The organism is Anaerovirgula multivorans, assembly GCF_900188145.1.
Taxonomy (GTDB): domain Bacteria; phylum Bacillota; class Clostridia; order Peptostreptococcales; family Natronincolaceae; genus Anaerovirgula; species Anaerovirgula multivorans.
The window spans coordinates 22,234-44,607 of sequence record NZ_FZOJ01000036.1 but is presented as its reverse complement, the minus strand read 5'-3'; the positions used below and the strand labels follow the sequence as shown (position 1 = coordinate 44,607).

The 22,374-nt window shown below is 34.3% G+C and carries 20 protein-coding genes; 4 read left to right on the top strand and 16 right to left on the bottom strand.

Annotated elements, in window-relative coordinates:
* Positions 1–264: 264 nt before the first annotated feature.
* The 4 genes from nifH to CHB72_RS22080 form a co-directional block, all read right to left on the bottom strand.
* Complete coding sequence (gene nifH / locus CHB72_RS22095) at positions 265–1,083, bottom strand: nitrogenase iron protein (RefSeq protein ID WP_089285040.1); 819 nt, start codon at positions 1,081–1,083, stop codon at positions 265–267.
* Positions 1,084–1,491: 408 nt separating this feature from the next.
* Positions 1,492–1,911: a YjdF family protein gene (locus CHB72_RS22090; RefSeq protein WP_176431540.1), complete on the bottom strand. Its 420-nt coding sequence runs from the start codon at positions 1,909–1,911 to the stop codon at positions 1,492–1,494.
* Positions 1,912–2,062: 151 nt separating this feature from the next.
* Positions 2,063–2,380 (bottom strand): carboxymuconolactone decarboxylase family protein, encoded by a 318-nt coding sequence (locus tag CHB72_RS22085; protein ID WP_176431539.1) that lies wholly within the window; start codon positions 2,378–2,380, stop codon positions 2,063–2,065.
* A 50-nt stretch (positions 2,381–2,430) separates the two neighbouring features.
* Positions 2,431–2,961 (bottom strand): PadR family transcriptional regulator, encoded by a 531-nt coding sequence (locus CHB72_RS22080; RefSeq protein ID WP_089285038.1) that lies wholly within the window; start codon positions 2,959–2,961, stop codon positions 2,431–2,433.
* Between the two features lie 359 nt (positions 2,962–3,320).
* Between CHB72_RS22080 and CHB72_RS22075 the strand changes: the two genes are divergently transcribed.
* The 3 genes from CHB72_RS22075 to CHB72_RS22065 all read left to right on the top strand — a co-directional run bounded on the left by CHB72_RS22075 (position 3,321) and on the right by CHB72_RS22065 (position 8,284).
* The gene (locus CHB72_RS22075) at positions 3,321–3,923 is read left to right on the top strand and encodes a TetR/AcrR family transcriptional regulator (RefSeq protein WP_089285037.1); all 603 of its coding nucleotides are present in this window, start codon (positions 3,321–3,323) and stop codon (positions 3,921–3,923) included.
* A gap of 78 nt (positions 3,924–4,001) precedes the next feature.
* Positions 4,002–5,234 (top strand): efflux RND transporter periplasmic adaptor subunit, encoded by a 1,233-nt coding sequence (locus CHB72_RS22070; protein ID WP_089285036.1) that lies wholly within the window; start codon positions 4,002–4,004, stop codon positions 5,232–5,234.
* A gap of 11 nt (positions 5,235–5,245) precedes the next feature.
* A complete protein-coding gene (locus tag CHB72_RS22065; protein ID WP_089285035.1) occupies positions 5,246–8,284 on the top strand; it encodes an efflux RND transporter permease subunit in 3,039 nt (1,012 codons plus the stop codon).
* Between the two features lie 298 nt (positions 8,285–8,582).
* On the opposite strand, the gene serC is transcribed toward CHB72_RS22065, so the two are convergent.
* From serC to CHB72_RS22045, 4 genes are all read right to left on the bottom strand, one after another.
* Complete coding sequence (gene serC / locus CHB72_RS22060; RefSeq protein WP_089285034.1) at positions 8,583–9,668, bottom strand: 3-phosphoserine/phosphohydroxythreonine transaminase; 1,086 nt, start codon at positions 9,666–9,668, stop codon at positions 8,583–8,585.
* Positions 9,669–9,709: 41 nt separating this feature from the next.
* A complete protein-coding gene (locus CHB72_RS22055) occupies positions 9,710–10,891 on the bottom strand; it encodes a pyridoxal phosphate-dependent aminotransferase (protein WP_089285033.1) in 1,182 nt (393 codons plus the stop codon).
* A 182-nt stretch (positions 10,892–11,073) separates the two neighbouring features.
* A complete protein-coding gene (locus CHB72_RS22050) occupies positions 11,074–11,994 on the bottom strand; it encodes a diguanylate cyclase (protein WP_089285032.1) in 921 nt (306 codons plus the stop codon).
* A 198-nt stretch (positions 11,995–12,192) separates the two neighbouring features.
* Complete coding sequence (locus CHB72_RS22045; protein ID WP_176431538.1) at positions 12,193–12,381, bottom strand: helix-turn-helix transcriptional regulator; 189 nt, start codon at positions 12,379–12,381, stop codon at positions 12,193–12,195.
* Positions 12,382–12,545: 164 nt separating this feature from the next.
* Here CHB72_RS22045 and CHB72_RS22040 point away from each other — a divergent pair, with 164 nt between their 5' ends.
* Complete coding sequence (locus tag CHB72_RS22040) at positions 12,546–12,920, top strand: helix-turn-helix domain-containing protein (RefSeq protein WP_089285030.1); 375 nt, start codon at positions 12,546–12,548, stop codon at positions 12,918–12,920.
* Positions 12,921–13,454: 534 nt separating this feature from the next.
* Here the strand turns inward: CHB72_RS22040 and CHB72_RS22035 are convergent.
* The 8 genes from CHB72_RS22035 to CHB72_RS22000 form a co-directional block, all read right to left on the bottom strand.
* A complete protein-coding gene (locus CHB72_RS22035) occupies positions 13,455–15,077 on the bottom strand; it encodes a mannitol dehydrogenase family protein (protein WP_330397107.1) in 1,623 nt (540 codons plus the stop codon).
* 17 nt (positions 15,078–15,094) lie between these two features.
* Positions 15,095–16,162 carry a mannonate dehydratase gene (gene uxuA / locus CHB72_RS22030; RefSeq protein WP_089285029.1) on the bottom strand — a complete coding sequence of 356 codons (1,068 nt, stop codon included), beginning with the start codon at positions 16,160–16,162 and terminating at the stop codon, positions 15,095–15,097.
* A 180-nt stretch (positions 16,163–16,342) separates the two neighbouring features.
* On the bottom strand, positions 16,343–17,020 hold the full coding sequence (locus tag CHB72_RS22025) for a GntR family transcriptional regulator (protein WP_089285028.1): 678 nt from the start codon (positions 17,018–17,020) through the stop codon (positions 16,343–16,345).
* Positions 17,021–17,187: 167 nt separating this feature from the next.
* Complete coding sequence (locus CHB72_RS22020; RefSeq protein WP_089285027.1) at positions 17,188–18,204, bottom strand: zinc-binding alcohol dehydrogenase family protein; 1,017 nt, start codon at positions 18,202–18,204, stop codon at positions 17,188–17,190.
* A 26-nt stretch (positions 18,205–18,230) separates the two neighbouring features.
* Positions 18,231–19,508, bottom strand: coding sequence for a TRAP transporter large permease (locus CHB72_RS22015; protein WP_089285026.1), 1,278 nt, complete (start codon positions 19,506–19,508; stop codon positions 18,231–18,233).
* Positions 19,501–20,001, bottom strand: coding sequence for a TRAP transporter small permease (locus tag CHB72_RS22010; protein ID WP_089285025.1), 501 nt, complete (start codon positions 19,999–20,001; stop codon positions 19,501–19,503). The genes CHB72_RS22015 and CHB72_RS22010 overlap by 8 nt, the downstream gene beginning before the upstream one ends.
* 72 nt (positions 20,002–20,073) lie before the next feature.
* Positions 20,074–21,099: a TRAP transporter substrate-binding protein gene (locus tag CHB72_RS22005; protein ID WP_089285024.1), complete on the bottom strand. Its 1,026-nt coding sequence runs from the start codon at positions 21,097–21,099 to the stop codon at positions 20,074–20,076.
* A 381-nt stretch (positions 21,100–21,480) separates the two neighbouring features.
* Positions 21,481–22,191 (bottom strand): transposase, encoded by a 711-nt coding sequence (locus tag CHB72_RS22000; protein WP_242975234.1) that lies wholly within the window; start codon positions 22,189–22,191, stop codon positions 21,481–21,483.
* Between the last annotated feature and the right edge of the window lie 183 nt (positions 22,192–22,374).

Below are 22,374 nucleotides of genomic sequence, written 5' to 3'. Positions count from 1 at the left end.
TATGAGTACAGACCACGAGTTTTGTATATACTCAAACAAAGAATTACATCTGTTCGAGTACTATAAGTACTATATTTTACTATCACGAGTTATCTATTTATTACCTTTTTTATTTAATAATCATTGAAATATTACCTCTTGATACTATATATTGACTTTTTTTATCATTCATGTTATCATATGATAAAGTGTGGCTCTGCTTAAGCTCATAGGCGTCCTTGGTGGGGAGCTTCCTAAACATTTTTGAAATTAAGCATCCACACATTAACCTAAAATACCAAATTCCATCATTAATTCTTCTAGTCTGTCAGTATGCATTGGCTTTGGAATAACAAACATGTCATTACCATCAATATTGTTTGCCAGTGTTCTATATTCGTCTGCTTGATCACATTTAGGTTCAAATTCAATAACTGTCTTTTTATTAATCTCTGCTCTTTGTACAATGTTGTCTCTAGGTACAAAGTGAATTAGATGACTGCCGATTTCTTTTGCAAAAGCATTTAATAACGCATACTCATTATCTACATTTCTACTGTTACATATGATGCCACCTAAACGGGTACCACCAGATTTAGCATATTTTTGGATTCCTTTTGAAATATTGTTAGCGGCATATAAAGCCATTAACTCACCACTGGCAACAATATAAATTTCTTGTGCCTTTCCTTCACGAATCGGCATCGCGAATCCACCACAAACAACGTCTCCTAATACATCATAAAATACATAATCCAGATCATTTTCATATGCTCCTAAACTTTCCAACATGTTAATAGAAGTAATAATTCCTCTACCAGCACATCCTACTCCTGGTTCTGGGCCACCAGACTCTACACACTTGATACCTGAGAAGCCGGATAATAAGATATCCTCTAAATCTATATCCTCTCCCTCCTCCCTCAAAGTATCCATAACTGTCTTTTGAGATAGTCCTCCTAGCACTAGCCTAGTCGAATCTGCCTTTGGGTCACATCCTACTATCATGATTTTTTTTCCCATTTCTCCTAAGGCTGATGTTAAATTTTGCGTTGTGGTTGATTTTCCAATTCCACCTTTTCCATAGATAGCAACCTGTCTCATAAAAATCATTCCCCTCTTTTTTTTATATTGATTTTACAGCAAAATATTGCTGCTAAAACTGAAAGCATTTTTCATACTGAGCACAATGCATTCAAAAAGCACAAGAGGCATACTGCTTTGTACACAGTATACCTCCGTTGGTATTTTTACCATATTATTTTGTATATTTGATTTATTTTAATAATATATCATAGAATGAATTGCTTTTCAAATAGTTTTTTTATTTTTTTGAATATTTAAAATAATTGAAAACGTTCTTTTTTTCTTGAAATTGTTAGATTTTTATGAATGGTAACATTACCAAATTTCCAAAAAAAATTATGAATATTTTTTGTCTTGGAGTCAAGTTTTTTATCATGAAATTGAAAAAGCAAAATGCCTATTACCTTTTTATGACCTTACAATTTATCAATGTCCTTTATGCTTTTCTTTTTTCTTTTGCTGTTTCAATTCAAATTTTTTTCTTTGCTCTTCTTCTTTCATTTTCCTCGATATCTTTTTCTTTTCTACTTTATTTATCTCTTGTTGAATTTTCATTGCACGTTGCGCCTTTGTTCCAATTCCATTGTCTTTTAATTCTTCTTTAATTTTTCTTTGCAATCTTTTGGGATTTATTTTTTTATGGTTACACTTCTTGTCGTCAACAATTGAATTAGTAAATTTTATATTATTAAATTCTTTTAGTATAAAATCATATACCTCACAGTCCTTAGGTTCTGAACCAAATATAATTCGTGAAACCTCATACATTCCGTTATAAGTCCTTTCAAATATACCTATCCAAAAAAGATCTTCAAATAAAACTGTAAATTTACTGCTTATTTTCATTTTTAAATACCTCCTGATAAACAATCACCATCAATGGAAAATGGACAACCCCAGGAGGGAAGGTTACTGCTATCTATTGATTATAGATAGGTTCGGACTACCAACCGAAACTGTGTTTTTATCTCCATCATTTATTCAATATTATATAGTTTTATTCATTATCATAAGCCTCTAATGCTATTGGAAGTGCCGCTGTTACTACATTCCCTACTGCCGGTAAGCCTACTAGTACAGCACTTATTATTTCTTCTCTGCTTGCACCCTTTGCCTTTGCTTGCTTTACATGAAAAGGTATCCCAGTTTCCAGCTTAGCTGCTGCTAAAACTGCTATATAAGCAAGCTCCTCTGTTTTTTTATCAAGTGCACTTGCATTATCTAGTTTTTGTACTGCTTCCATCCATGCTTTTGCATGTTTTGGCGCTTCATTCATAAAAGCTTGAAATGCATTACTAACTAAAGGTTTGTTCATAATCTAAACATCTCCTGACATTAAAATTTTTTCTTAATTATATAGAATAGTTAATCAAAAAAATTTTCTTCAATAAAATTCTCAATCCAGACGATTTCGGCTTTTATACATTCCATAGGTCTTTCAAACAATGCTCTTATATGCGGCCTTTCCTTCGCTGTTGGATGATGATTATATTTTTTAAGTATAAACTCCCTCCTTTTTATTAGATTTTCTTTGCGTTCTATTATTGCTTGATAGAATTCTTTTTTTGAAATTAAATAGGAAAATGCCATCCCGATATCAAACTCACTTGAATCACGATTATATTCACTTAACATTTTTATAATATGCTTCTTAACAATTCCTCTTGTTTCATCTTTCATAAAGTACACTTTTCTCTTAGGTGAACCATGTTCCTTCTCATATCTTGAATCTATCAATTTTTTTCTTTCAAGTTTGTTTAATGAATTATAAATTGAAGAAAATCCTAGGTTTGCCCATTCCCTCATATTTCTTTGTTCTATAATGGATTCCATTTGATATCCATAATAATCTTTATCATACAAAAGTGCCAATAAAATGATTTCAATTTGAGTCATCATTCACCTCCTATTCTATGGATAGAATAGCATTTCATAATATATTTGTCAACAACATGCCTACTATTGTTGAATCCTATTCTTTTGTTATTTAGTTCGTTTAATTCCTTATAAAATCAACATTCTATTTTATTCCTTTTCAACATGACTTTAAAAGACTTATATTATAGATATACGCCCCTAAATTTTAATATACTAAGGGCTACATTTGCAGCCCACGGTTTTGGGCGAAACCGTAGACCGTGTATATTAAAATTTAGCTTTAAAAGCGTATGTCTATAAGAAGAATAAAATTTAAATCTTTACAAAAATATTCCTTTCCTATATAATAGAAACGAAAAAAGAATGGAGGGTCTTTAATGCAGGTGTTAAAAGATGAAACAAGGGAGAAGATTCTCAGGGCGGCAAAGAATTTCTTTCTGGATAACGGTTTTGAGAGAACTTCCATGAATATGATTGCCAAAGAGGCAGGGGTAAGTAAGAGTAATCTGTACAACTACTTTCCATCAAAGGAAGAAATCTTTTATCATTTAACCGATAAAGCTTATACCAGAATTGAAAGAACCTTTGAAAACTTATTTCAGCATGATTGTGGAGAAGACTTTGATCCAGAAAGGTTTATCCTCCTGATGGCAAAAGAACTGATGGAACTATTGACAGAATATAGAGAAGAAATATTGCTAATCGTAGATTGTTCCAGAGGAACTCGATTTGAAAAGACTAAGGATATGTTTATCAATCGTATGGAGGAACATTCTATACGGGAACTCCAACAATATCGGAGCTTTATGAAAAATGATGATTGGTTTTTTATCCACTATGTGTCCACCAGTTTGATAGAGGGGCTGTTAGAGATTATAAGACACAATAAAAGCGATGCATGGATTAGAAATAATATTAAAATGCTGGTGACCTATTATGTTCATGGATATTCCCATTTTTTTGCTGATTTCATCAGCTAATTTTTTTAAACCAATAACGACCGAATGGTTTTTATTGGTTTGAAATAAATACTAAATAAAGAAAGGAGCAGAGGATAGATGAGAAAAAGCTGGACATTTTTCATATTGGGAATTGTATTATTGTATTTACTGACAGGTTGTGGGAGGAGTCAGGCCGATACAGAGGAGGGGCTAACCATCAAACCTGTGGCTGTGATGGAGTTGAAGGAGGAATCCCGTCCCATTACCCTGCATTATACCGGGAGAGTAGAGGCAAAAGACTTAATAAAATATTCTTTTAAAACTTCTGGAAAAATTGCACAAATATTTGTAGAAGAAGGACAGTTGGTGAAAAAAGGAGATAAGCTGGCCCTGTTGGAAGGAGAAGAACTGAAATTTTCTCTAGATGCTACTAAGGCACAGATGGAGGCTGCAAAAGCCCAATACGATAAAGCCCTCAAAGGAGCAAGAGAAGAAGAGATTCTGTTGGCAGAGCTGGATGCAAATAAAGCCCGTGATCAATATGAATTTGTAAAGGATTATTATGAAAAAATAAAGCTGTTCCATGAAAATGGAGGGGCTTCCCAGCAGGAGCTTAAGGAAGCGAAGCTAAAGCTGGATCAAGCAGAAATCAGTTTTGCTCAAGCAGAAAAAATACTGAAATTAACAAGAGATGGCCTTCAGGATGAAGATATAGAAGTGCTTTTTAGACAATATGAAGTAGCCAAGACCAATTTTAATGCTAATGAAAAGCTTATGGAGGATTCATTGCTGATAGCTGATGGTGATGGTTATGTGGTTAGCATACTTGGCAAAGAAAGTGAGATGGCTGCAGCGGGATATCCTGTAGTAGTATTGTCCAGTGAGGCCTACAGAGGGCGTATCGGTTTGACGCAGGAGGATGTTTCAAAGGTTGGCGTGGGAGATGAGGTAGCGGTTTTTATCAATCAACAGGAAGTAAAGGGAACCATTGCCACAATCAATAAAATACCGGATCAAGAGAGCCGAGCTTATATCACCGATATAGATTTGATGGATAATCTGGAAGTAAATATAGGAGCCATCATAGAAGTGGTAATCTCTGTAGGCATGGAGGATGGAATCTGGATTCCAATCAAATACATATTAAACGACGGGGAAGATTATGTTTTTATTGTAGAACAAGGGAGGGCAAAGCGAAAAAATGTAAGAATAAAATATCTCCAGGAAGACAGGGTTTTATTAGAGGGGTTAAGGAAAGGAGAACTGCTGATTACAGAAGGACTTAAAAGCGTTAAGGAAGGATATGAGGTGGTTCTAAACACAAAGAAATCAGAAGAAGATAGATCATAGGGGGGAAGGTAATGAAAGGCTTGATTAAAATTGCTGTTCAGCAAAGAAGGATTGTGCTGTTTATAGCTCTGGTGACTGCAATCTTTGGAATGTATAGTTATTATGTGATTCCAAAACAAGAGAATCCACATATCAAGGTAACTGCTTCCATGGTGACAACCATATATCCAGGGGCCTCCCCTCAAGATGTGGAAGAACTGGTTACAAAAAAGATAGAAGATGCGGTTTCGGAAATATCGGAGTTTAAGAAGGTTTCCTCAGAGTCGGCAAAATATGTTTCTGTAGTGATTGTGGAGTATCACAATGATGCAGACATAGACAAAGCCAATCGAGAGTTGAGGGAGAAAATCGATGAAGTAAAGAATCAGTTGCCAAAGGGTTGCAAAGAACCGGAAATAGATACGAATTTGGCGGAAGCGGCAGGGATGCTAATCAGTCTCTCTGGAGATCAGTATAGCTATGAACAGTTATCCTCCTATGGAGAGAAGATAGAAGAAGCTATTGGGCAAGTAGAAGGAATCTATAAGACCCAATTGATAGGAAATGTGGATAAGCAGATAACCGTCAAAGTCCATAGAGAACAGTTAAATCAATTGGATCTTTCTTTGAGGGAACTTGATGAAATCCTATATGCTCAAAATCTGGAGATCCCCAGTGGATCTCTGGAAAATCAAGAGGGAAAGATATATGTACAAACCAAGGCTTTTTATCAATCCATAGAGGATATAAAAAATACGATTGTGGGCGTTTCGAGGGAAACAGGGGCAATAGTGAGACTTAAAGATATTGCTACTGTGGATATGGAATTAAAGGAAAATGTCAAAAAAGTCAAGCAGGAGCAGCAAGATGCAGTAATCGTAGCAGGATATTTCAAAGAGGACAGAAATATTATCCCTATCGGAGCAAAAGTCAGGGAAGTCCTGGAAAATATTAAAAGAGATCTGCCTCAGGATCTGGTTTTAACAGAAGTAATCTTCCAACCTGAGGATGTCCAAAAAAGTATGGGAAACTTTATTACTAATTTAATCCTGGGAATGATTCTGGTTGTTGTGGTAATATTCATCGGAATGGGCTTTAGAAATGCAGTGGTGGTTGCCTTGAGTATTCCCTTTACCATGGCAGTAACCATTTTGCTCATGCGGGCTACTAATGTAACCTTCCAAAGTGTTTCCCTGGCGGGCCTCATCATTGCTTTGGGTATGATTGTGGATAATACCATTGTCATTAGTGAAGGGATACAGGTCAGATACAACAATGGGGAGAGTAAAGAAGAGGCTGCCATTGAAGCCACCAGTTCAGCCGCCATGCCGGTCCTCACATCCACACTGACTACTTTAGCAGCTTTTGTTCCCTTAATGTTCATCCCCGGCGATGTAGGAAGATTTTTATCCAGCCTGCCTAAAGTGGTGATTTACGCGTTGTCGGCTTCCTTTGTATCGGCTATCTTTGTAACACCCTCCATACTTTCGATGGTCATAAAAAGAAAAGAAAACCAAGAAAAAGAAGATGGGAAAATAAAAAAGTTTTTTATGAAGTTGCTGCAATTAGGGTTAAAAAGGAGAGGTATGACCCTTATGATTTCGATACTTTTACTGATATTTACGGTAAGTTTTGTAATGCCTCAGCTGAAGGTAGCATTTTTCCCAAAAGCAGATAAAGATTTGATGTACGTTGACACCTTTGTAGAGAAGATAGGGGATTTAGGGTACACTGAAGGGATTGCAGATCAGATTAGCAGGCTAATGGCAGAAGAACCGGAGATTATCAATGTAACCACAGGAGTTGGTACCTCCATGCCTAAATTTTATATAACCATGATGCCTTTGCCAGATAAAGAGAACTATACCAGATCCATATTAAAGTTTGATCTAAAAAGGTCACAACGTTTTACAACAAAGGACGACTTGGCATTTTATCTGCAAAAGAAGTTGGATACACAGATTATCGGTGCCGTATCTACTCTGAAAATGCTGGAAATGACCGATACAGAAACCCCTGTAGGCATAAGGGTACTAGGAAAGGACATGAACCGACTAAAGGAAGTTTCCTGGCAACTTGAAAATGCATTAAGAGATATTCCTGGCACCATTAATGTAAACAGCAACGCCAGCGAGAATACCTATGAGTATAGTGTGGAGGTGGTTACAGATAAGGCAAGCATGCTGGGACTATTAAATTCTGATATACAACAGGAGATAAGCACAGCTCTTTTTGGAAGTAAAAATGCCGTATATAGAAAATCAAGCAAAGAGTATGACATTGAATTGAAAAGTGATATCAACAGTGTGAATCAACTGGAAAATCTAGGGATTAAATCCAGTGTCACAGGGGAAAAAGTGCTTTTAAAGCAGGTTGCCAATATCCAGTTAGAACCTCAGATGGATAGTATAAATCGGTTTAAGAAACAAAGAAGTGTATTTGTCACCAGTGATATCAAGCCAGGCTATAGTGCTGTAGATGTTGAAAATTATGTGGAAAACAGCCTGTTAAAAAATATAGACTTAGACGGGGTACAAATAGTTTTTGAGGGAGAAAGGGAAAAGATAGATGAGAATTTTTCTAATATGGGTGTTTTGGGAATCTTGATATTGTTTCTCATATACACTATACTGCTGATAGAATTCAAATCCTTCATTGAGCCTTTTATCATTTTATTTACAGTTCCTTTATCCCTGATTGGATCTATGCTGGGTTTGTGGATCTTTGGCAAACCCCTGTCCCTCACTGCATTGTTGGGGGTCATTAGTCTAATGGGAATCGTAGTTAATAATGCCATTCTTTTAATCGACTATATCAAAACCTCCCTAAAAGAGGGATATAGCACTGAAGAGGCCTGCTTAAATGCTGTTAGCTTACGCTTTACACCGATTATGTTGAGTTCTATAACCACGCTGATAGGCCTTGTACCTTTGGCAGTTTCAAGCAGTGAATTATTCAGTCCCATGGCCATCGCCCTCATGAATGGCTTGATGTTATCCACCTTCTTGACAATGATTCTCATCCCGGTGATATACCTGTCCCTTGAGAATTATAGAAATCAAAAATCATAGGGACAGGTGGAGGCCCCTGAAAAAGTCCAGATTGGTGTCATTCTTAATAAAACGAAGTGAAATGAAGAATCTTTAAAAGCGCTTAAATACAAGATTCTTCGCTACACTCAGAAAGACAGCCTTAACTATTTGCCATATTATTTGACTTTTTCAGTGGTCTCAAATCTTTACTCCTTTTTTATTGAACCTTCTCTATTTGGAGGCGACTTTAATATTTTTACAAAAAACATTCCCGCAGCAAATCAGAATTTCTCCTGTATTCACTACGGGAATTTTGAATCAACTTTTGTTTTAATTCTTATTCCTTATTTTCTTCTTCAAATTTTTTCATAAAATCCACTAAAGCCTTAACACCTTCTATTGGCATTGCATTATATATACTGGCTCTCATACCACCAACTGTTCTGTGTCCCTTTAGATTCTCAAACCCTGCTGCTTTAGCTGCTTTTACAAACTTAGCGTCTAATTCATCTGAACCAGTCACAAAAGGTGCATTCATTAGAGAACGATCTTTCTTTACAACTGTTCCTTTGAACATACTGCTTGCATCAAGATAATCATATAATACAGCCACCTTTTCTTGGTTAATTTTCTTCATAGCTTCCAGACCACCTATATTTTGAATCCACTTAAATACCTTGCCGCACATATATATTCCATATGCTGGTGGTGTATTGTACAAGGAATTATTATCGGCATGGATCTTGTATCTTAACATCGTTGGCGTACCTGGTAATACATCATCTGTAATCAAATCTTCACGAATGATAACAACAACAACACCCGCAGGTCCTATGTTTTTTTGAACGCCTGCATGAATTAATCCATATTTAGATACATCTACTGGTTCAGACAAAATATCTGATGACATATCAGCTACCAATATCTTATCACCTGTTTCTGGAAGTTCGTTATATTTCGTTCCATATATTGTATTATTATGACATATATAAATATAATCTGCATCATCAGAAATCTTTAAATGCTTTACATCTGGTATATAGGAAAAAGTTTTGTCTTCTGAAGAAGCTATAACATTTACTTTCCCATACATCTTTGCTTCTGCTATTGCCCTTTTCGTCCATTGTCCTGTGTTAATATAATCTGCAACTCTGTTTTTCATTAAGTTCATTGGAATCATTGCAAACTGTTGAGATGCTCCCCCTTGTAGAAACAACACCTTGTAGTTACTTGGAATATTTATTAATTCTCTTAATGTTTTTTCAGCATCTCCAATAATTTCCTCAAAAGTCTTAGAACGATGACTCATTTCCATAACTGACATACCAGTACCTTTATAATCTAACATTTCTTCCGCTGCTTCTCTAAGAACCGCTTCTGGTAATACTGCTGGTCCTGCGGAAAAGTTATATATTCTTGCCATTTAAAAAACTTCCTCCCTTTATCTTCTACAGTATACTTTCCTTATTTAAATTCAGCCGCCAATTTAGCAAAGGCATCGATAGAATTCTCAATCATATCAAATTTTACACAATAGGAAATTCTAAAATATCCAGGACATCCAAAGCCAGTTCCTGGTACTAGCAATAGATTGTATTTCAGGGCTCTCTTAATAAACTCTATATCATCCTCCATAAAAGCTTTAGGAAAAAGATAGAATGCTCCTTGAGGTTTAACACATTCAAATCCAAGCCTTGTCAAATGATTATATAGAAAGTCCCTTCTCTTTTTATATTCTTCAGTATCCACCTTTGCTTCTAAAGCATCTCCCACGACTTTTTGAAACAATCCTGGAGCATTTACAAAGCCAAGAGTACGATTACAAAAGGTTAATGCGTTGATTAAAATATCTACATTCTCTATTTTACTACTTACAGCGATATATCCAATTCTTTCTCCTGCTAACCCTAGGGATTTGCTAAAAGAATTAACAATTATCCCATTTCTGAAAATTGAAAATATACTTGGAATCTTAGCTTGATCATAAACAATTTCACCATAGGGTTCGTCGGAGATAACGAATATGTTCGTATTGTATTCTTTTTCTTTTCTTTCTATGATTTGAGCAATAGCTTTTAACTTTTCTTCTCGATAGATAACACCAGTAGGATTATTAGGATTATTGATAATAATCGCCTTTGTCTTTGGTGTAACAGCATCTTCAAATGCCTTTATATCTGGTTCAAATGTAGATACATCTGGTGGAACAATAACGGTTTTTCCTCCGTGATTATCTGCATAAAAGCTGTACTCCACAAAATATGGAGCAAAGACTATGACTTCTTCTCCCGCGTTAAGAATAGATTTCAAAACAACATTTAAGCCCCCAGCAGCACCAACTGTCATGATCACATTCTGCTGTGTCAGTTCAATACCACTTCGATTTTGTAGGGACTTTGCTATCTTTTCTCTAACATCTGAAAACCCTGCATTATTCATGTATCTATGTAGTCCTTTTTCATCACTTAATACATGTTTCTTCAGAGATTCAATTACCTCTACAGGTGGTTCTGCATAAGGGTTGCCTAAACTGAAATCATATACCTTATCTGCCCCATACTTTTGAGCAAGCTTTGCCCCTTCCTCAAACATTGCCCTTATCCAAGAAGATCTACTTAAGTTACTTACTACTTTTTCTGATATCATATGTTCCCTCCTCAATTCTTAATACTATTTTATTTATTAGTCTTATTGTAATATAAATCCTCCTCTAACGCTATTATTTATGAAATTTTATAAATTAAAACTATATCTAAGGAACGAGAACCAATGTCATAATTAAGTTTTTATAGTGCATAGGAACCGATGAATTTGTATCCATTTTCTGATTATTTCACTTGACAGTTCATAGATTTCAAATTTATTTCCATAACCGCATATCTATAAATCATATGATCTAACTTCCTGCTTAGATCTAAGATATCTTCACTTAGATGATTCTGTTTTACAACAACTAAGTCATTTAGCTTTCCTCTGGTTTCTTCTATTGTCTCTTTTAGCTCTGCCAATTCATAGTATTTTTCATTGATAATCTGTAGCTTTTTATATTGCTTTTCTTCATACAAGTCCTGATTTGCTTTCTGAAATGCTATTTGTAATTCTGACAAATCCTTTAAAATAGTAGTACCTATACTGACACGAATTTCATTATCTTTAGCATTCTTACAGAGCCTTCTCTTTATTCTATCAACCAATTTATTTATATTATTATTCTTTAAATCATTCAGCAGAATAGTAAACTCATCTCCTCCATACCGAAAGGCAATGTCTTTTGATCTAATGGATTCCTTAATGGAATCAGCAACTATTTTTATAATCCTATCACCTACAGCATAACCTTCCCTATCATTGACTTCTTTTAGATTATCAATATCAATGATTACTAAAGCATTAAATTGATAACGTAATTCCTTCCATCCATCCTTCAATAGATGTTCCCACATATTTCGATTGTATAATCCACTCATAAGGTCTTTATATTCAATAGGTAAAAGGCTATCTGTATGTACTACATTCATGAATTCTACCACATATATAGTTTGATTAGTTATAAGTATTCTCTCAATGAAAACCTTGTACTTACCGCACATTTTCATACCAAAATTTTCTGTTCTTATTCTGTCAAAAACTCGTATTTCCTTTAGAAAATTATTGGTTTCATATTTACAATTACTACTTGAATATAGAACGTCCCCACTACTATCAATTAATATAATGCCCGTGTTCTTCTCATATTTATTCTTAGTCATGCAATCCCCTCTTTAACTTCATATTTACATTCTTTATTAGACATGATTTTGTCATACAAAGATGTTCTGACAAAACAAAAGGCAATTGATGTCATTACGTTTTGCGGATTTTGGATTATAATTCTTAGTCATTGATTCTCAATGTCTTGATTTCCTTCTTATCTAATATCAACGATCTCCTCATCGGTTACTTTGCTGTCAAAAAAAAATTTTTTCTACAGGCTCCCCGAGTATCATAGATATTTTTTGGGCAGTTTCTATATCAATTTTTCTTTTCCCTTTTTCAAGTTGATTATAACCACTAGTATATTTGTAGCCAAGTTTTATAGCCATTTCTTTTTGTGTAAGCCCTTTCTTTACCCTTAAGGTTTTCAAATTTTTATACAAGTCTATCACCTCCGTTAATTAAGTAGTCCTAATGTAAACTCTATGGTTATATAATATCACATAACGACTACTAGTCAATATTTTTTAGTCATTTCGACTACTTTTTACTTGTTTTATTAAAGTTCACAAAATGTGTATTATAATATCCATAGGGAGGTGTTTATATGAGTAATTTTCAAAATAGACTTCGTAATCTTAGAAAAGCCCTTGATCTAAGTCAAGAGGAGTTAGGTCAAAAATTCAATCTGGCAAAATCAACAATTTCACAGTATGAGCTGGGAAAAAGGACCCCGGATTCTATTATGCTTGAAAAGTTCGCAGATTTTTTCAATGTTACAGTTGATTACCTCCTTGGAAGATCAGAAATAAAAAATCCTTATGATAGAGATGTGTCTCTAGTAAAGGAGCCTAGTCTTGAGACTAAGTATTATCATTTGGATAAATCCAGATTACCAGTGGAAGCCATTAAGCAAATAAATGAGTATATAGACTTTATCAAACAGAAATACAATTCAAATGAGGATTCAGGAAAAAAATAATACAAAAAAATAGGATGCATCAATGTACACCCTATTTCTATACTCTACTTAATGTAATTATATTAAATATGTATTGTAATATCAACATCTATGACATCTAATACAAAACAAAGTCTATTCATTATATTGATGGACTTTGTTTTTCAACTATTAGACCAAAACTGACACCTATATCTTTTTGAGGATTGCTAATAATAAGTTGATATTGTCCATCCTCTTTTACAACCATATCTTTTCTAGCATTGTTTAAATTAATAACTGTCTCAAATGCAAAATCTATGAAAAATAACGGTAAATTCCAAGTTTGTTTTAATTTGATGTTCGACCTTAATTCATTGTAAAAACCAGATATATTAATTTATCTGGCCTTTAAGTATTACATTAGTCTATACTACAATATGCTTTTTAAAGAAGAATAATCTTAGTATATTAATAGTTTGCAAGATTTTCAAGGTTGAAGTTCAGTTTCTATAGGAAATTCATACACCCTGGATGAGTTATCCAAATTGTTCACGGTCTTTGTACAAAAGCTAGTTAACTTAAATATTTCTTTAATGTTTCTCTTACTGCACCCTCAGATGATATCAGCTCGGCAAAATAACCTTCTATAGCTTCACCTAATCCAGCTTCATATAGATCTATTCCAAAAATTGATCCATTTGATAAAATAGGTTTTAAATTTTCAGTAAAAGATCCTTTGTCTCCAAGCTTGATACCTGAAACATGAGGTGTTACTTCTTCTAACATTGGATCAGGACTTAACTCCATTTCATTTCCGTTATCATCTATTCCCATTAGATACCTGCACCATCCAGCTAAAACAAGGGGAATATATTTTAAATCTTTAACATCAAGATCTTCTCTTGCCATGTAAGCCTTTATCGTCTCTCCGAATCTTATTCCAAGTTTTTGCGAGGTATCTGTGGCTATCCTTTGAGGCGTGTCAGGCATAAATGGATTTGGAAACCTTACCTTAATCACTTCATCGATAAATTTCTTGGGATCAATTATTTCAGGGTTTACAACTACAGGTAATCCTTCTACATAGCCAATTTTTTCTACCAGTGTTTTAAGCTCAGAATCCTCCATTTCTTTAGAGATTAAAGTGTAACCTAAAAGACAACCATATATGGCAAGGGCTGTATGGAGTGGATTAAGACAAGTACATACCTTCATCTTTTCAACCTTGTCAACTGTTTCTCTGTTTGTAAATAAGACGCCTCCGTCTTCAAGATTAGGTCTTCCGTTAGGAAAAATATCTTCTATAATAAGATACTCAGGCTCTTCTGCATTTACAAAGGGAGCTACGTAGGTATTCTTTGATGTAACGATATCTTCAACATCTTCAAATCCATCGCTTTTTAGTATTTCCTTTACGCTTCCATCAGGTCTAGGGGTTATTTTGTCTATCATGGACCATGGGAAGGATACATAATTAGCATCATCGACATATTTTTCAAATCCCTCTTCTACCAATCCATTTGCTACCCACTTCTTTGCAAAAGTGCTAACTGCGTTATAAAGCTTGGTACCATTATGGGAGCAATTATCCATACTTACAAGAGCAAGAGGTGCTTTTCCATTTAAATATCTTTCATATACAAGAGATGCTAATTTACCTATATAACTAACTGGAGTCTCATATCCTCTTTTGAAGTCTTCTAAAACTGCCGGAAGATATTCTCCTTTAGCATCCTTTAAACTGTATCCCTTTTCAGTTATTGTGAAACTTACCATCTGCAAACTTGGATTTGCAAAAATGGCTTTTAATCTATCCCAATTTTCTTCATCTTGAGAATCTACTATGAGTGATTCCACTACGCTTGAAATCACAGTCTTCTCAATACTTCCATTTGCCTTTAAGGTAACAAGAAGACTTAAGTTGTCATGGGGTTTGTTCATTTTTTCAATAATCTCATAATCAAAACCTTCTGCAACAATTATCCCTTTATCACTTTTACCTTCATTTAAAAGATTTTGTTGTACATTAGCTAAAAAAGCTTTAAAGATGTTCCCTGCACCAAAATGAATCCAGTTGGGTTTTTTCATAGTATTGGATTTTACTTCTTCGTAGTTGAATTTGGGAAGTTTATATCCCTTTTCTTGCCAAGCTTTAATATCCCTTAAACCATCAATAGTTAATTTAATTTTAATCACCCTTTCTTGGTTCTATTTTATTTAGATGATTTCTCTATAGCTTCCCAAAGACCATTTAAATATGTTGCTCCTAAAGCTCTATCATATAATCCATAGCCTGGCATTGCAACTTCATCCCAAATCGCTCTTCCGTGATCAGGTCTTAGGGGACCTTCTATTCCTATTTCATAAAATGCTTTCATTATTTCATACATATCTAATGAGCCATCTGAAGAAAGGTGAGATGCTTCATCAAATTTACCAGGAGCATGATGGATAAGATTTCTAACATGACCGAAATGAATTCTTCCCTTGAAAGCTCTTATCATATCTGGAATATCATTGTTAGGATTAGAACCAAGAGATCCTGTACATAATGTTAATCCATTGTTCATAACAGGAACTGCATCAAGTAACCTTTGAATATTTTCCTTAGTATTAACAATTCTTGGCAATCCAAATACAGGCCAAGCTGGATCATCCTGATGAATAGCCATCTTAATTCCATACCTTTCACAAGTAGGCATAATTGCCTTTAAAAAGTATACAAGATTGTCAAATAATTTTTCTTCATTCACCTCTTCATACATCTCAAACAATTCCTTAACCCTTACCATTCTTTCAGGTTCCCATCCTGGCAATGCAAAGCCATTGGAACTGAACTCCATTTGGTCAAACATCTTGGCTGGATCAATCTGATCAATTAACTCCTGATCATAGGAAAGCACTGTAGCCCCATCAGGTCTCACCTTTGCAAGATCAGATCTTGTCCAATCGAATACAGGCATGAAGTTATAGCATACAAGATCGATTCCTTCCCTACCTAGATTTTCAAGGGTTTGGATATAGTTTTCAATGTACTTGTCTCTTGTAGGAAGACCGATTTTGATATCATCATGGATGTTAACACTTTCAATACCGCTAAGTTCGAGTCCTGCCTCCTCAACTTCTTCTTTTAAGGCTTTTATTGCTTCAGTGCTCCAAATTTCTCCTGGCTTAGTGTCGTAAAGAGTTGTTATAACTCCTACGCATCCTGGTATTTGTCTAATTTGCTTTAAAGTTACACTATCATGTTTGCTGCCAAACCATCTTAATGTCATTTTCATAGTTTTCGTCCCCGCTTTCAAATCGATGTTCTATACTAGTATACTAGCATATATAGACTATTCTGTCAATGCGTTGTGTTGGAAATTCAAATTTTATATATTTAAAAATCCCTTTTAGATAGATATAACTGGTATTTACCAAGCACACATTTAAAAGGGAATTTTTGTAACTTTTGATAATTAATTCAAAATATACTCAGGATATTTTTTTCTTATTAATTCTTCATCTACTTTATATCTGGTAAGATGCTTTGTTACTACTTCCTTAACCTTCTTTTTATCTCTTTCTTCTATGGCTTTAATTATTGCTCTGTGATCATCTATTATGCTATCCATTTTAATTGCACTAATGCTAAGTCTCCTTACCCTATCAAAGTGGACAGTAGTATCTTCAACTATCTTTCTGATAAATTCTTTGTTCGCAATCCTATATAGAATCTTATGGAATTCATTATCAACAGCTAACATTTTGTCAGGCATATTACGTTCAGTATAGAACTCTTGAAGTGATACTAATTCTTCCAGTTCTTCTATATCTTTATTCGAAGCAAAATCACAAGCAAGTTCAGCAATTGCAATTTCTACTATAAGCCTAAAAAATCTTGCCTCTTCAATTATCCCATAATCGATTTTGGAGATAAAACTACCCCTTTGAGGAATAATTTCTACCATCTTCGTTTTGCTCAATTCAATTAAGGCCTCTCTTACTGGAGTTCTGCTTATACCCAGTTCTTGAGCTATTTCATTTTCACTTAGCATACTTCCTGGTTCTAAATTTAAGGAAATAATATTTTCCCTAATTGTACGATATGCATAATCTCTGGCAGTTTCATATGATTCTCTTTTTAAAATGTTCACGTTATCTCCTCTTTGGTAAAAAATGTATTGAAAATTAATAATATTATAGCATAATATTTTTCATGGAACAATGTCGATAAGGGACTTTAATATAAATATTTAAGTATTCTCTTATGTTTTCAGATTCGTCTCTGTAATTCTTTAATTCCTTACTTATATCCTAGATATTAAAAAGTGAGTACGATTTTTCTAACCGTGGGATCCTTTTTATCTATCAAGTCGAGAGCTTTCTGCAACTCTAAAAAATTAAATGTATGGGAAACACTACCCTTTAAATCAAGTTTTTTGTCTTTTACTAAGTCCAATATACTTTGAAATTTCTTATTTTGAAGTCTAGATCCCCTAACATCAAGCTCTTTTGCTGTAATTTTAAGCTGTGTTACAGAAGAAAGTTCCTCTGAAAAGCCCATTGTTATTACCCTCCCTGCATTACCAGTAACATCAAGCAGCAGAGGTAGTGTCTCCTTGGTACAAGCAGCATCTATAGATACAGTAGGACCATACCCATCTGTCAACTTTTTTATTTCAGAAATAGGATCTCCTTTAGATATATTTACTGTGTAGTGGGCCCCAAGTTCCTTTGCCTCAGTCAATTTCTCATCAAAAATATCAGCAACGATTATTTTTGCTCCTGTAAGCCTTGCAATCTTCAGTATACTCGTTCCAAGGGCTCCAGCTCCTAATATAAGAACTGTATCATCCTCAGTAACTTCAGCTCTTGATAAACACTGGGCGGAAATGGTAGCAGGTTCAATCATTACTGCATCTTCATAGGATAAATCTTCTGGCAATATGTAGCAATCATCTTGAACAGCGGTTATATACTCCCTATATCCCCCATGCACATGAACGCCTCTCACTTTTAGATTGCTGCATACATTTCCTCTTCCTATTTTGCAAGCATAACATTCACCACAGTTTATAACCTGGTCAATTATTACTCGGTCCCCTTCTTTTACTTTAGTTACCTTCTCACCAACTTCTTCCACTACTCCTACAATTTCATGCCCCATTACCCTTGGATAGGTAGCTACAGCATTGGTGCCATGATATATATGTACATCAGATCCACATATACCTGCTGCCTTAACCTTTATCAATACCTCTGTGTCTTTTTCTATTTTAGGTTTTTCCATTTCTACGATTTCTATTTCAAAGGGTTTGTTTACCATTACAGCCTTCATTTATTTACCTCCTAATTTATTCATAATTACATAAGACTTGGAAGCCACATAGTGATTGGTGCAAAAAAGGAAACCAGTAAAAGCACTAGAATATTAGCTATTAAAAACGGAACTATCGCCCTTGATATTCGAGCTAAACTTATACCTCCAATTTTTGATGCGACAAATAGACATACTCCTATTGGTGGTGTAACAAGTCCTATTATAAGATTTAATACCGCCATAACTGCAAATTGAATATCAGGTATGCCAAATGATCTTGTCACAGCAAGAAGAACTGGAAAAAGAATTACAATCGCAGATATAGTTTCCATAAACATCCCTACAATCAGAAGTAGTAGGTTTATAAGTATAATCATCATTATTTTATTCGAAGTTAATTCAAGCATTGAATTTGCAATCATTTGAGGAATTTGTTCACTTGCAAGTATCCATGCAAACACATTTGCAAAACCAACTAATATTAGTATACTTGCTGAGGATCTAGCAGAATCTACAATTAGTTTTGGAATCATATTTAATTTTATCTCTTTATATATGAACATTCCCACGATAAGTGCATATAAAATAGCTACAATTGCAGCTTCTGTTGGTGTGAATATACCGCCAAGTATACCATATAAAATTATAATAGTCATAAGAACTGCCCAAAATGCAGTTTTAAATGAACTTAATACCTCTCTAAGTGACTTTTTTTCACCTTTAGGATAGTTATTCTTTTTTGACATGTACCAGTTTACAAAGAATTGGAAGAAACCAACCAATATACCAGGTATCAATCCCGCAATAAACAACCTACCTACCGAAATTCCAGTTAAAGTGCCTGCAATAATCATAGGAACACTAGGAGGTATGATGGGTCCAATAGTTGAAGAAGCAGCTGTAATTGCACATGAATATTCAGAATCATACCCTGATTTTTTCATAGCAGGTATCATTATTCCCCCTACAGATGCCGTATCTGCAATGGCGGTACCTGATATCCCCGCAAAAATCATTGAAGAACCTATATTAGCGTAGCCCAGACCACCCCTGATATGACCGAAAAGATGATTTCCAAAATCCACAATTTTTTGAGTGATTCCACCGACATTCATTAGATTACCTGCAAGAACAAATCCTGGTATACATAATAGAACAAAAGAATCCATCCCTGCATACATTTTTTGCGGAATTGCAAAGAGATCTATTCCAGATAAAACTAGGTAAATAAAGGATGAAATCCCCAGTGAATAGGCAACTGGAAAACCTAACATAAGGATTACGATAAATGATATGAAAAGTAATATTACTAAACTAGTCATTATTGAACCTCCTTTCTTTGTTCCTATTTTTTAAAGAGATTAAATTATTTGTCCCCATATATATATGTGCTAATGCCATCCCAGCTAAACTCAACAAAATTAAACTATGAACATATTTCATATTTACTCTTAATCCAGGGGATAGCTGTCTAGCTCCTAAATTCATAAATTTAATACCAGCAGGAATTAAATATAGCAGAAATATACCTAAAACAAAGTGAATTATGGTATTATATATCAACAGCACTTTACCTTGTAGCCTAGATGTAAACAAATCTACTGAAACAAACTCATTATGCAGCACTGCCGAGATAGAAGCCACTGATATTAGAAAAAGAAAAAGCATCCTAGTAACTTCTTCAGTCCAATGAAAGGCTTTAGGTAATAAAGGGGTTCTTCCTAATACTTGAAGAACAACAACACTTATTAAAGCTATAAATGTTATTACTGTTAAAATGTCCAATACTTTAGTTATTAAGCTTTTTATTTTCATGGCATCTCCCTCAATTAAACATTTAAACTTATAAAGTTTAGTACCCAGCAAAAGCTGGATACTAAATTGATTTTACTTTACATTTTTTATTAGGTTATATAGCTCCAAAAGCTCTGCATCCAGATTTTCCTGATAGTATTCCTCTGCTGAAGATATCATTTCAGATGTATCTGTTTCAATAAATTCCATTCCTTTTTCATTTATAAGTGAATTGAATATCTCTTCCTCACCTTCAAGGAATAACTGATGTTCATATTCTTGAGCAACTTGAGCAGCCTCTTCCATTACTTGCTTAAGATCGTCTGGTAGTGCTTCCCACTGATCAACACCAATTAACATATAAATCCATCCACGCACGTGTGCGGTATTGTTTATATATTTTTGAACTTCGTAGAATCCACCACTGTGCATAAGTGCCAATGGATTTTCCTGTGCTTCAATGGTATTTTGCTGTAATCCTGTGAATACCTCTGAGAATGCCATTGGAGTTGGTCTTGCTCCCCAGTGATTCCATGTCTCAACAAATAAAGGAACGTTAGGTAATCTAAGTCTTAACCCATTTAAATCATTAATATTGTTTATAGGTTTATTTGAAGAAAGCATTCTAGGACCTCTTTCAAAATAAGTTAAAACCTTTAGTCCCGCCTTTTCATAAATTTCATTTTCAATGATTTCTCCTGCTTCACTTTGAATAACAGCTTTAAGATGTTCTGAATCCTTTATTAAATATGGAGTTGACATTATTCCAACTTTATTTGCCCAGTTTTGAAGCGATTCTCCGGACAGTACCATATCTGCTGTCCCAGCCTGAATTGCAGTTACATTGTCTATTTCATTCCCTAACATTTCACTAGGATAAACCGTAACCTTAATTCTTCCCTCTGATCTTTTTTCTACTTCTTCAGCAAACTTCATAGCTCCCTTATGCCATGTATTGTTCTCGTCTGCAGCGTGTCCAAATTTAAATTCGTAAACTTTGCTATCATCAGATGAATCAACCGAATCTACAGGTGTGTTTGATGCACATCCACTTAATACAGATGTGGTAAGTAAAACAAGTACAAGAAATGCAATTAACTTACAAAAATTTTTTTTCATTCTCTCCACCTCTAATTTTCATATATTTTTAACTTATGTAACCAACAAAATTGTTTTTTATGAATATACACATTCGTCCGACAATTTCATTAGTATACTAGTATTTTATCATCCCTATATTTTTTTGTCAACGTTTTCTTAAACAGTATACTTATTGAATATATAAGTATCTTTCATTGATTATTCATTATAGTTTTATGTAATTTTTAATCTTTAATTCATAGGCGTTAACTTAACCCATGTTATTCCAAGGTAAAAATTACATTTGCATAAAAACATAAAAAATGGGAATCTCAAAGTGACGATCAAATCACAAAGGAGAGATTCCCATGAAGATATCTTCATCACTTATTAAAAGACAAAGGGACAGGGATTTGTCTGTTATGCCTTTTCAACCATGTACTTGCTTACCCCTGTTACTCTCGCAATCTGTCTTATTGTAACACCCTTTATTGCTTTTAAATTTTTCAGTGTCCTATCCTTTTTTTCCCTCTCCAACAAATGAAAAGAGCCTTTTTTCACTCCATATTCCTCTTCAATTAGTTTAATTATCTCTTCATCCGCAATCCGATGTTTTTCTTCATAATCTAAACAAATGTCCTCATTAACTTCTTTCATGTATTTTTCAAATTCCTTCTTTGCAGTTTGTTTTTCTGTTGCAAATAATTCCAATATAAATTCACAATCTATAATATTTTGCTTTCGAATATACTCATGATAGCTACTCCATTTATATTCTATTACTGAATTTGTTATTCCAGCCTTAATTGGATTCTGGTGGATATATCTTAATACTGTTATCAAATACGCTTCATCTTCTACAACTTCACTTTTATATCGTTCCTGAAATAAATGTCCAAAACGGTCATATTTCCAATTATACCAATATACAAAACTAGAACACATTCTTTGCATCACTAGTGATATTGATTCCTTACCCTCACGCAACAATAAGTGCACATGATTTCCCATTAAGCAGTAGCCATAAAGCTCAAATTCACTTTTTTCTTTGCTTTGTTGTAATATTTCAATTAATTTCACACAATCCTGGCCATCTCGAAATATTGTTTGACGATTAATTCCTCTTAGCATGATATGATAAATTCCTGTCTCACTCTTTTCCCGTGCTTTCCTTGGTATATCCTACCACTTCAGCATCATTATATTATATTTCTTTTGAAAAGACAAGTCCCTGTCCCCTCGTCTGTCAGACTAGCCTTTTATCCTTACCTGGCAAGTTCCACATAACAAAAAGCCCAGCGTGTACCCGCAGCA

Coding starts and splice junctions, on each gene's coding strand:
- serC (WP_089285034.1), bottom strand. CDS start 9,668: ATGGCAAGAATATATAACTTTTCCGCAGGACCAGCAGTATTACCAGAA.
- CHB72_RS22010 (WP_089285025.1), bottom strand. CDS start 20,001: ATGAAAATAAAAAGCTTAATAACTAAAGTATTGGACATTTTAACAGTA.
- CHB72_RS22080 (WP_089285038.1), bottom strand. CDS start 2,961: ATGACTCAAATTGAAATCATTTTATTGGCACTTTTGTATGATAAAGAT.
- CHB72_RS22075 (WP_089285037.1), top strand. CDS start 3,321: ATGCAGGTGTTAAAAGATGAAACAAGGGAGAAGATTCTCAGGGCGGCA.
- nifH (WP_089285040.1), bottom strand. CDS start 1,083: ATGAGACAGGTTGCTATCTATGGAAAAGGTGGAATTGGAAAATCAACC.
- CHB72_RS22050 (WP_089285032.1), bottom strand. CDS start 11,994: ATGACTAAGAATAAATATGAGAAGAACACGGGCATTATATTAATTGAT.
- uxuA (WP_089285029.1), bottom strand. CDS start 16,162: ATGAAAATGACATTAAGATGGTTTGGCAGCAAACATGATAGTGTAACT.
- CHB72_RS22015 (WP_089285026.1), bottom strand. CDS start 19,508: ATGACTAGTTTAGTAATATTACTTTTCATATCATTTATCGTAATCCTT.
- CHB72_RS22070 (WP_089285036.1), top strand. CDS start 4,002: ATGAGAAAAAGCTGGACATTTTTCATATTGGGAATTGTATTATTGTAT.
- CHB72_RS22090 (WP_176431540.1), bottom strand. CDS start 1,911: ATGAAAATAAGCAGTAAATTTACAGTTTTATTTGAAGATCTTTTTTGG.
- CHB72_RS22005 (WP_089285024.1), bottom strand. CDS start 21,099: ATGAAAAAAAATTTTTGTAAGTTAATTGCATTTCTTGTACTTGTTTTA.
- CHB72_RS22000 (WP_242975234.1), bottom strand. CDS start 22,191: ATGCTAAGAGGAATTAATCGTCAAACAATATTTCGAGATGGCCAGGAT.
- CHB72_RS22055 (WP_089285033.1), bottom strand. CDS start 10,891: ATGATATCAGAAAAAGTAGTAAGTAACTTAAGTAGATCTTCTTGGATA.
- CHB72_RS22040 (WP_089285030.1), top strand. CDS start 12,546: ATGAGTAATTTTCAAAATAGACTTCGTAATCTTAGAAAAGCCCTTGAT.
- CHB72_RS22020 (WP_089285027.1), bottom strand. CDS start 18,204: ATGAAGGCTGTAATGGTAAACAAACCCTTTGAAATAGAAATCGTAGAA.
- CHB72_RS22085 (WP_176431539.1), bottom strand. CDS start 2,380: ATGAACAAACCTTTAGTTAGTAATGCATTTCAAGCTTTTATGAATGAA.
- CHB72_RS22065 (WP_089285035.1), top strand. CDS start 5,246: ATGAAAGGCTTGATTAAAATTGCTGTTCAGCAAAGAAGGATTGTGCTG.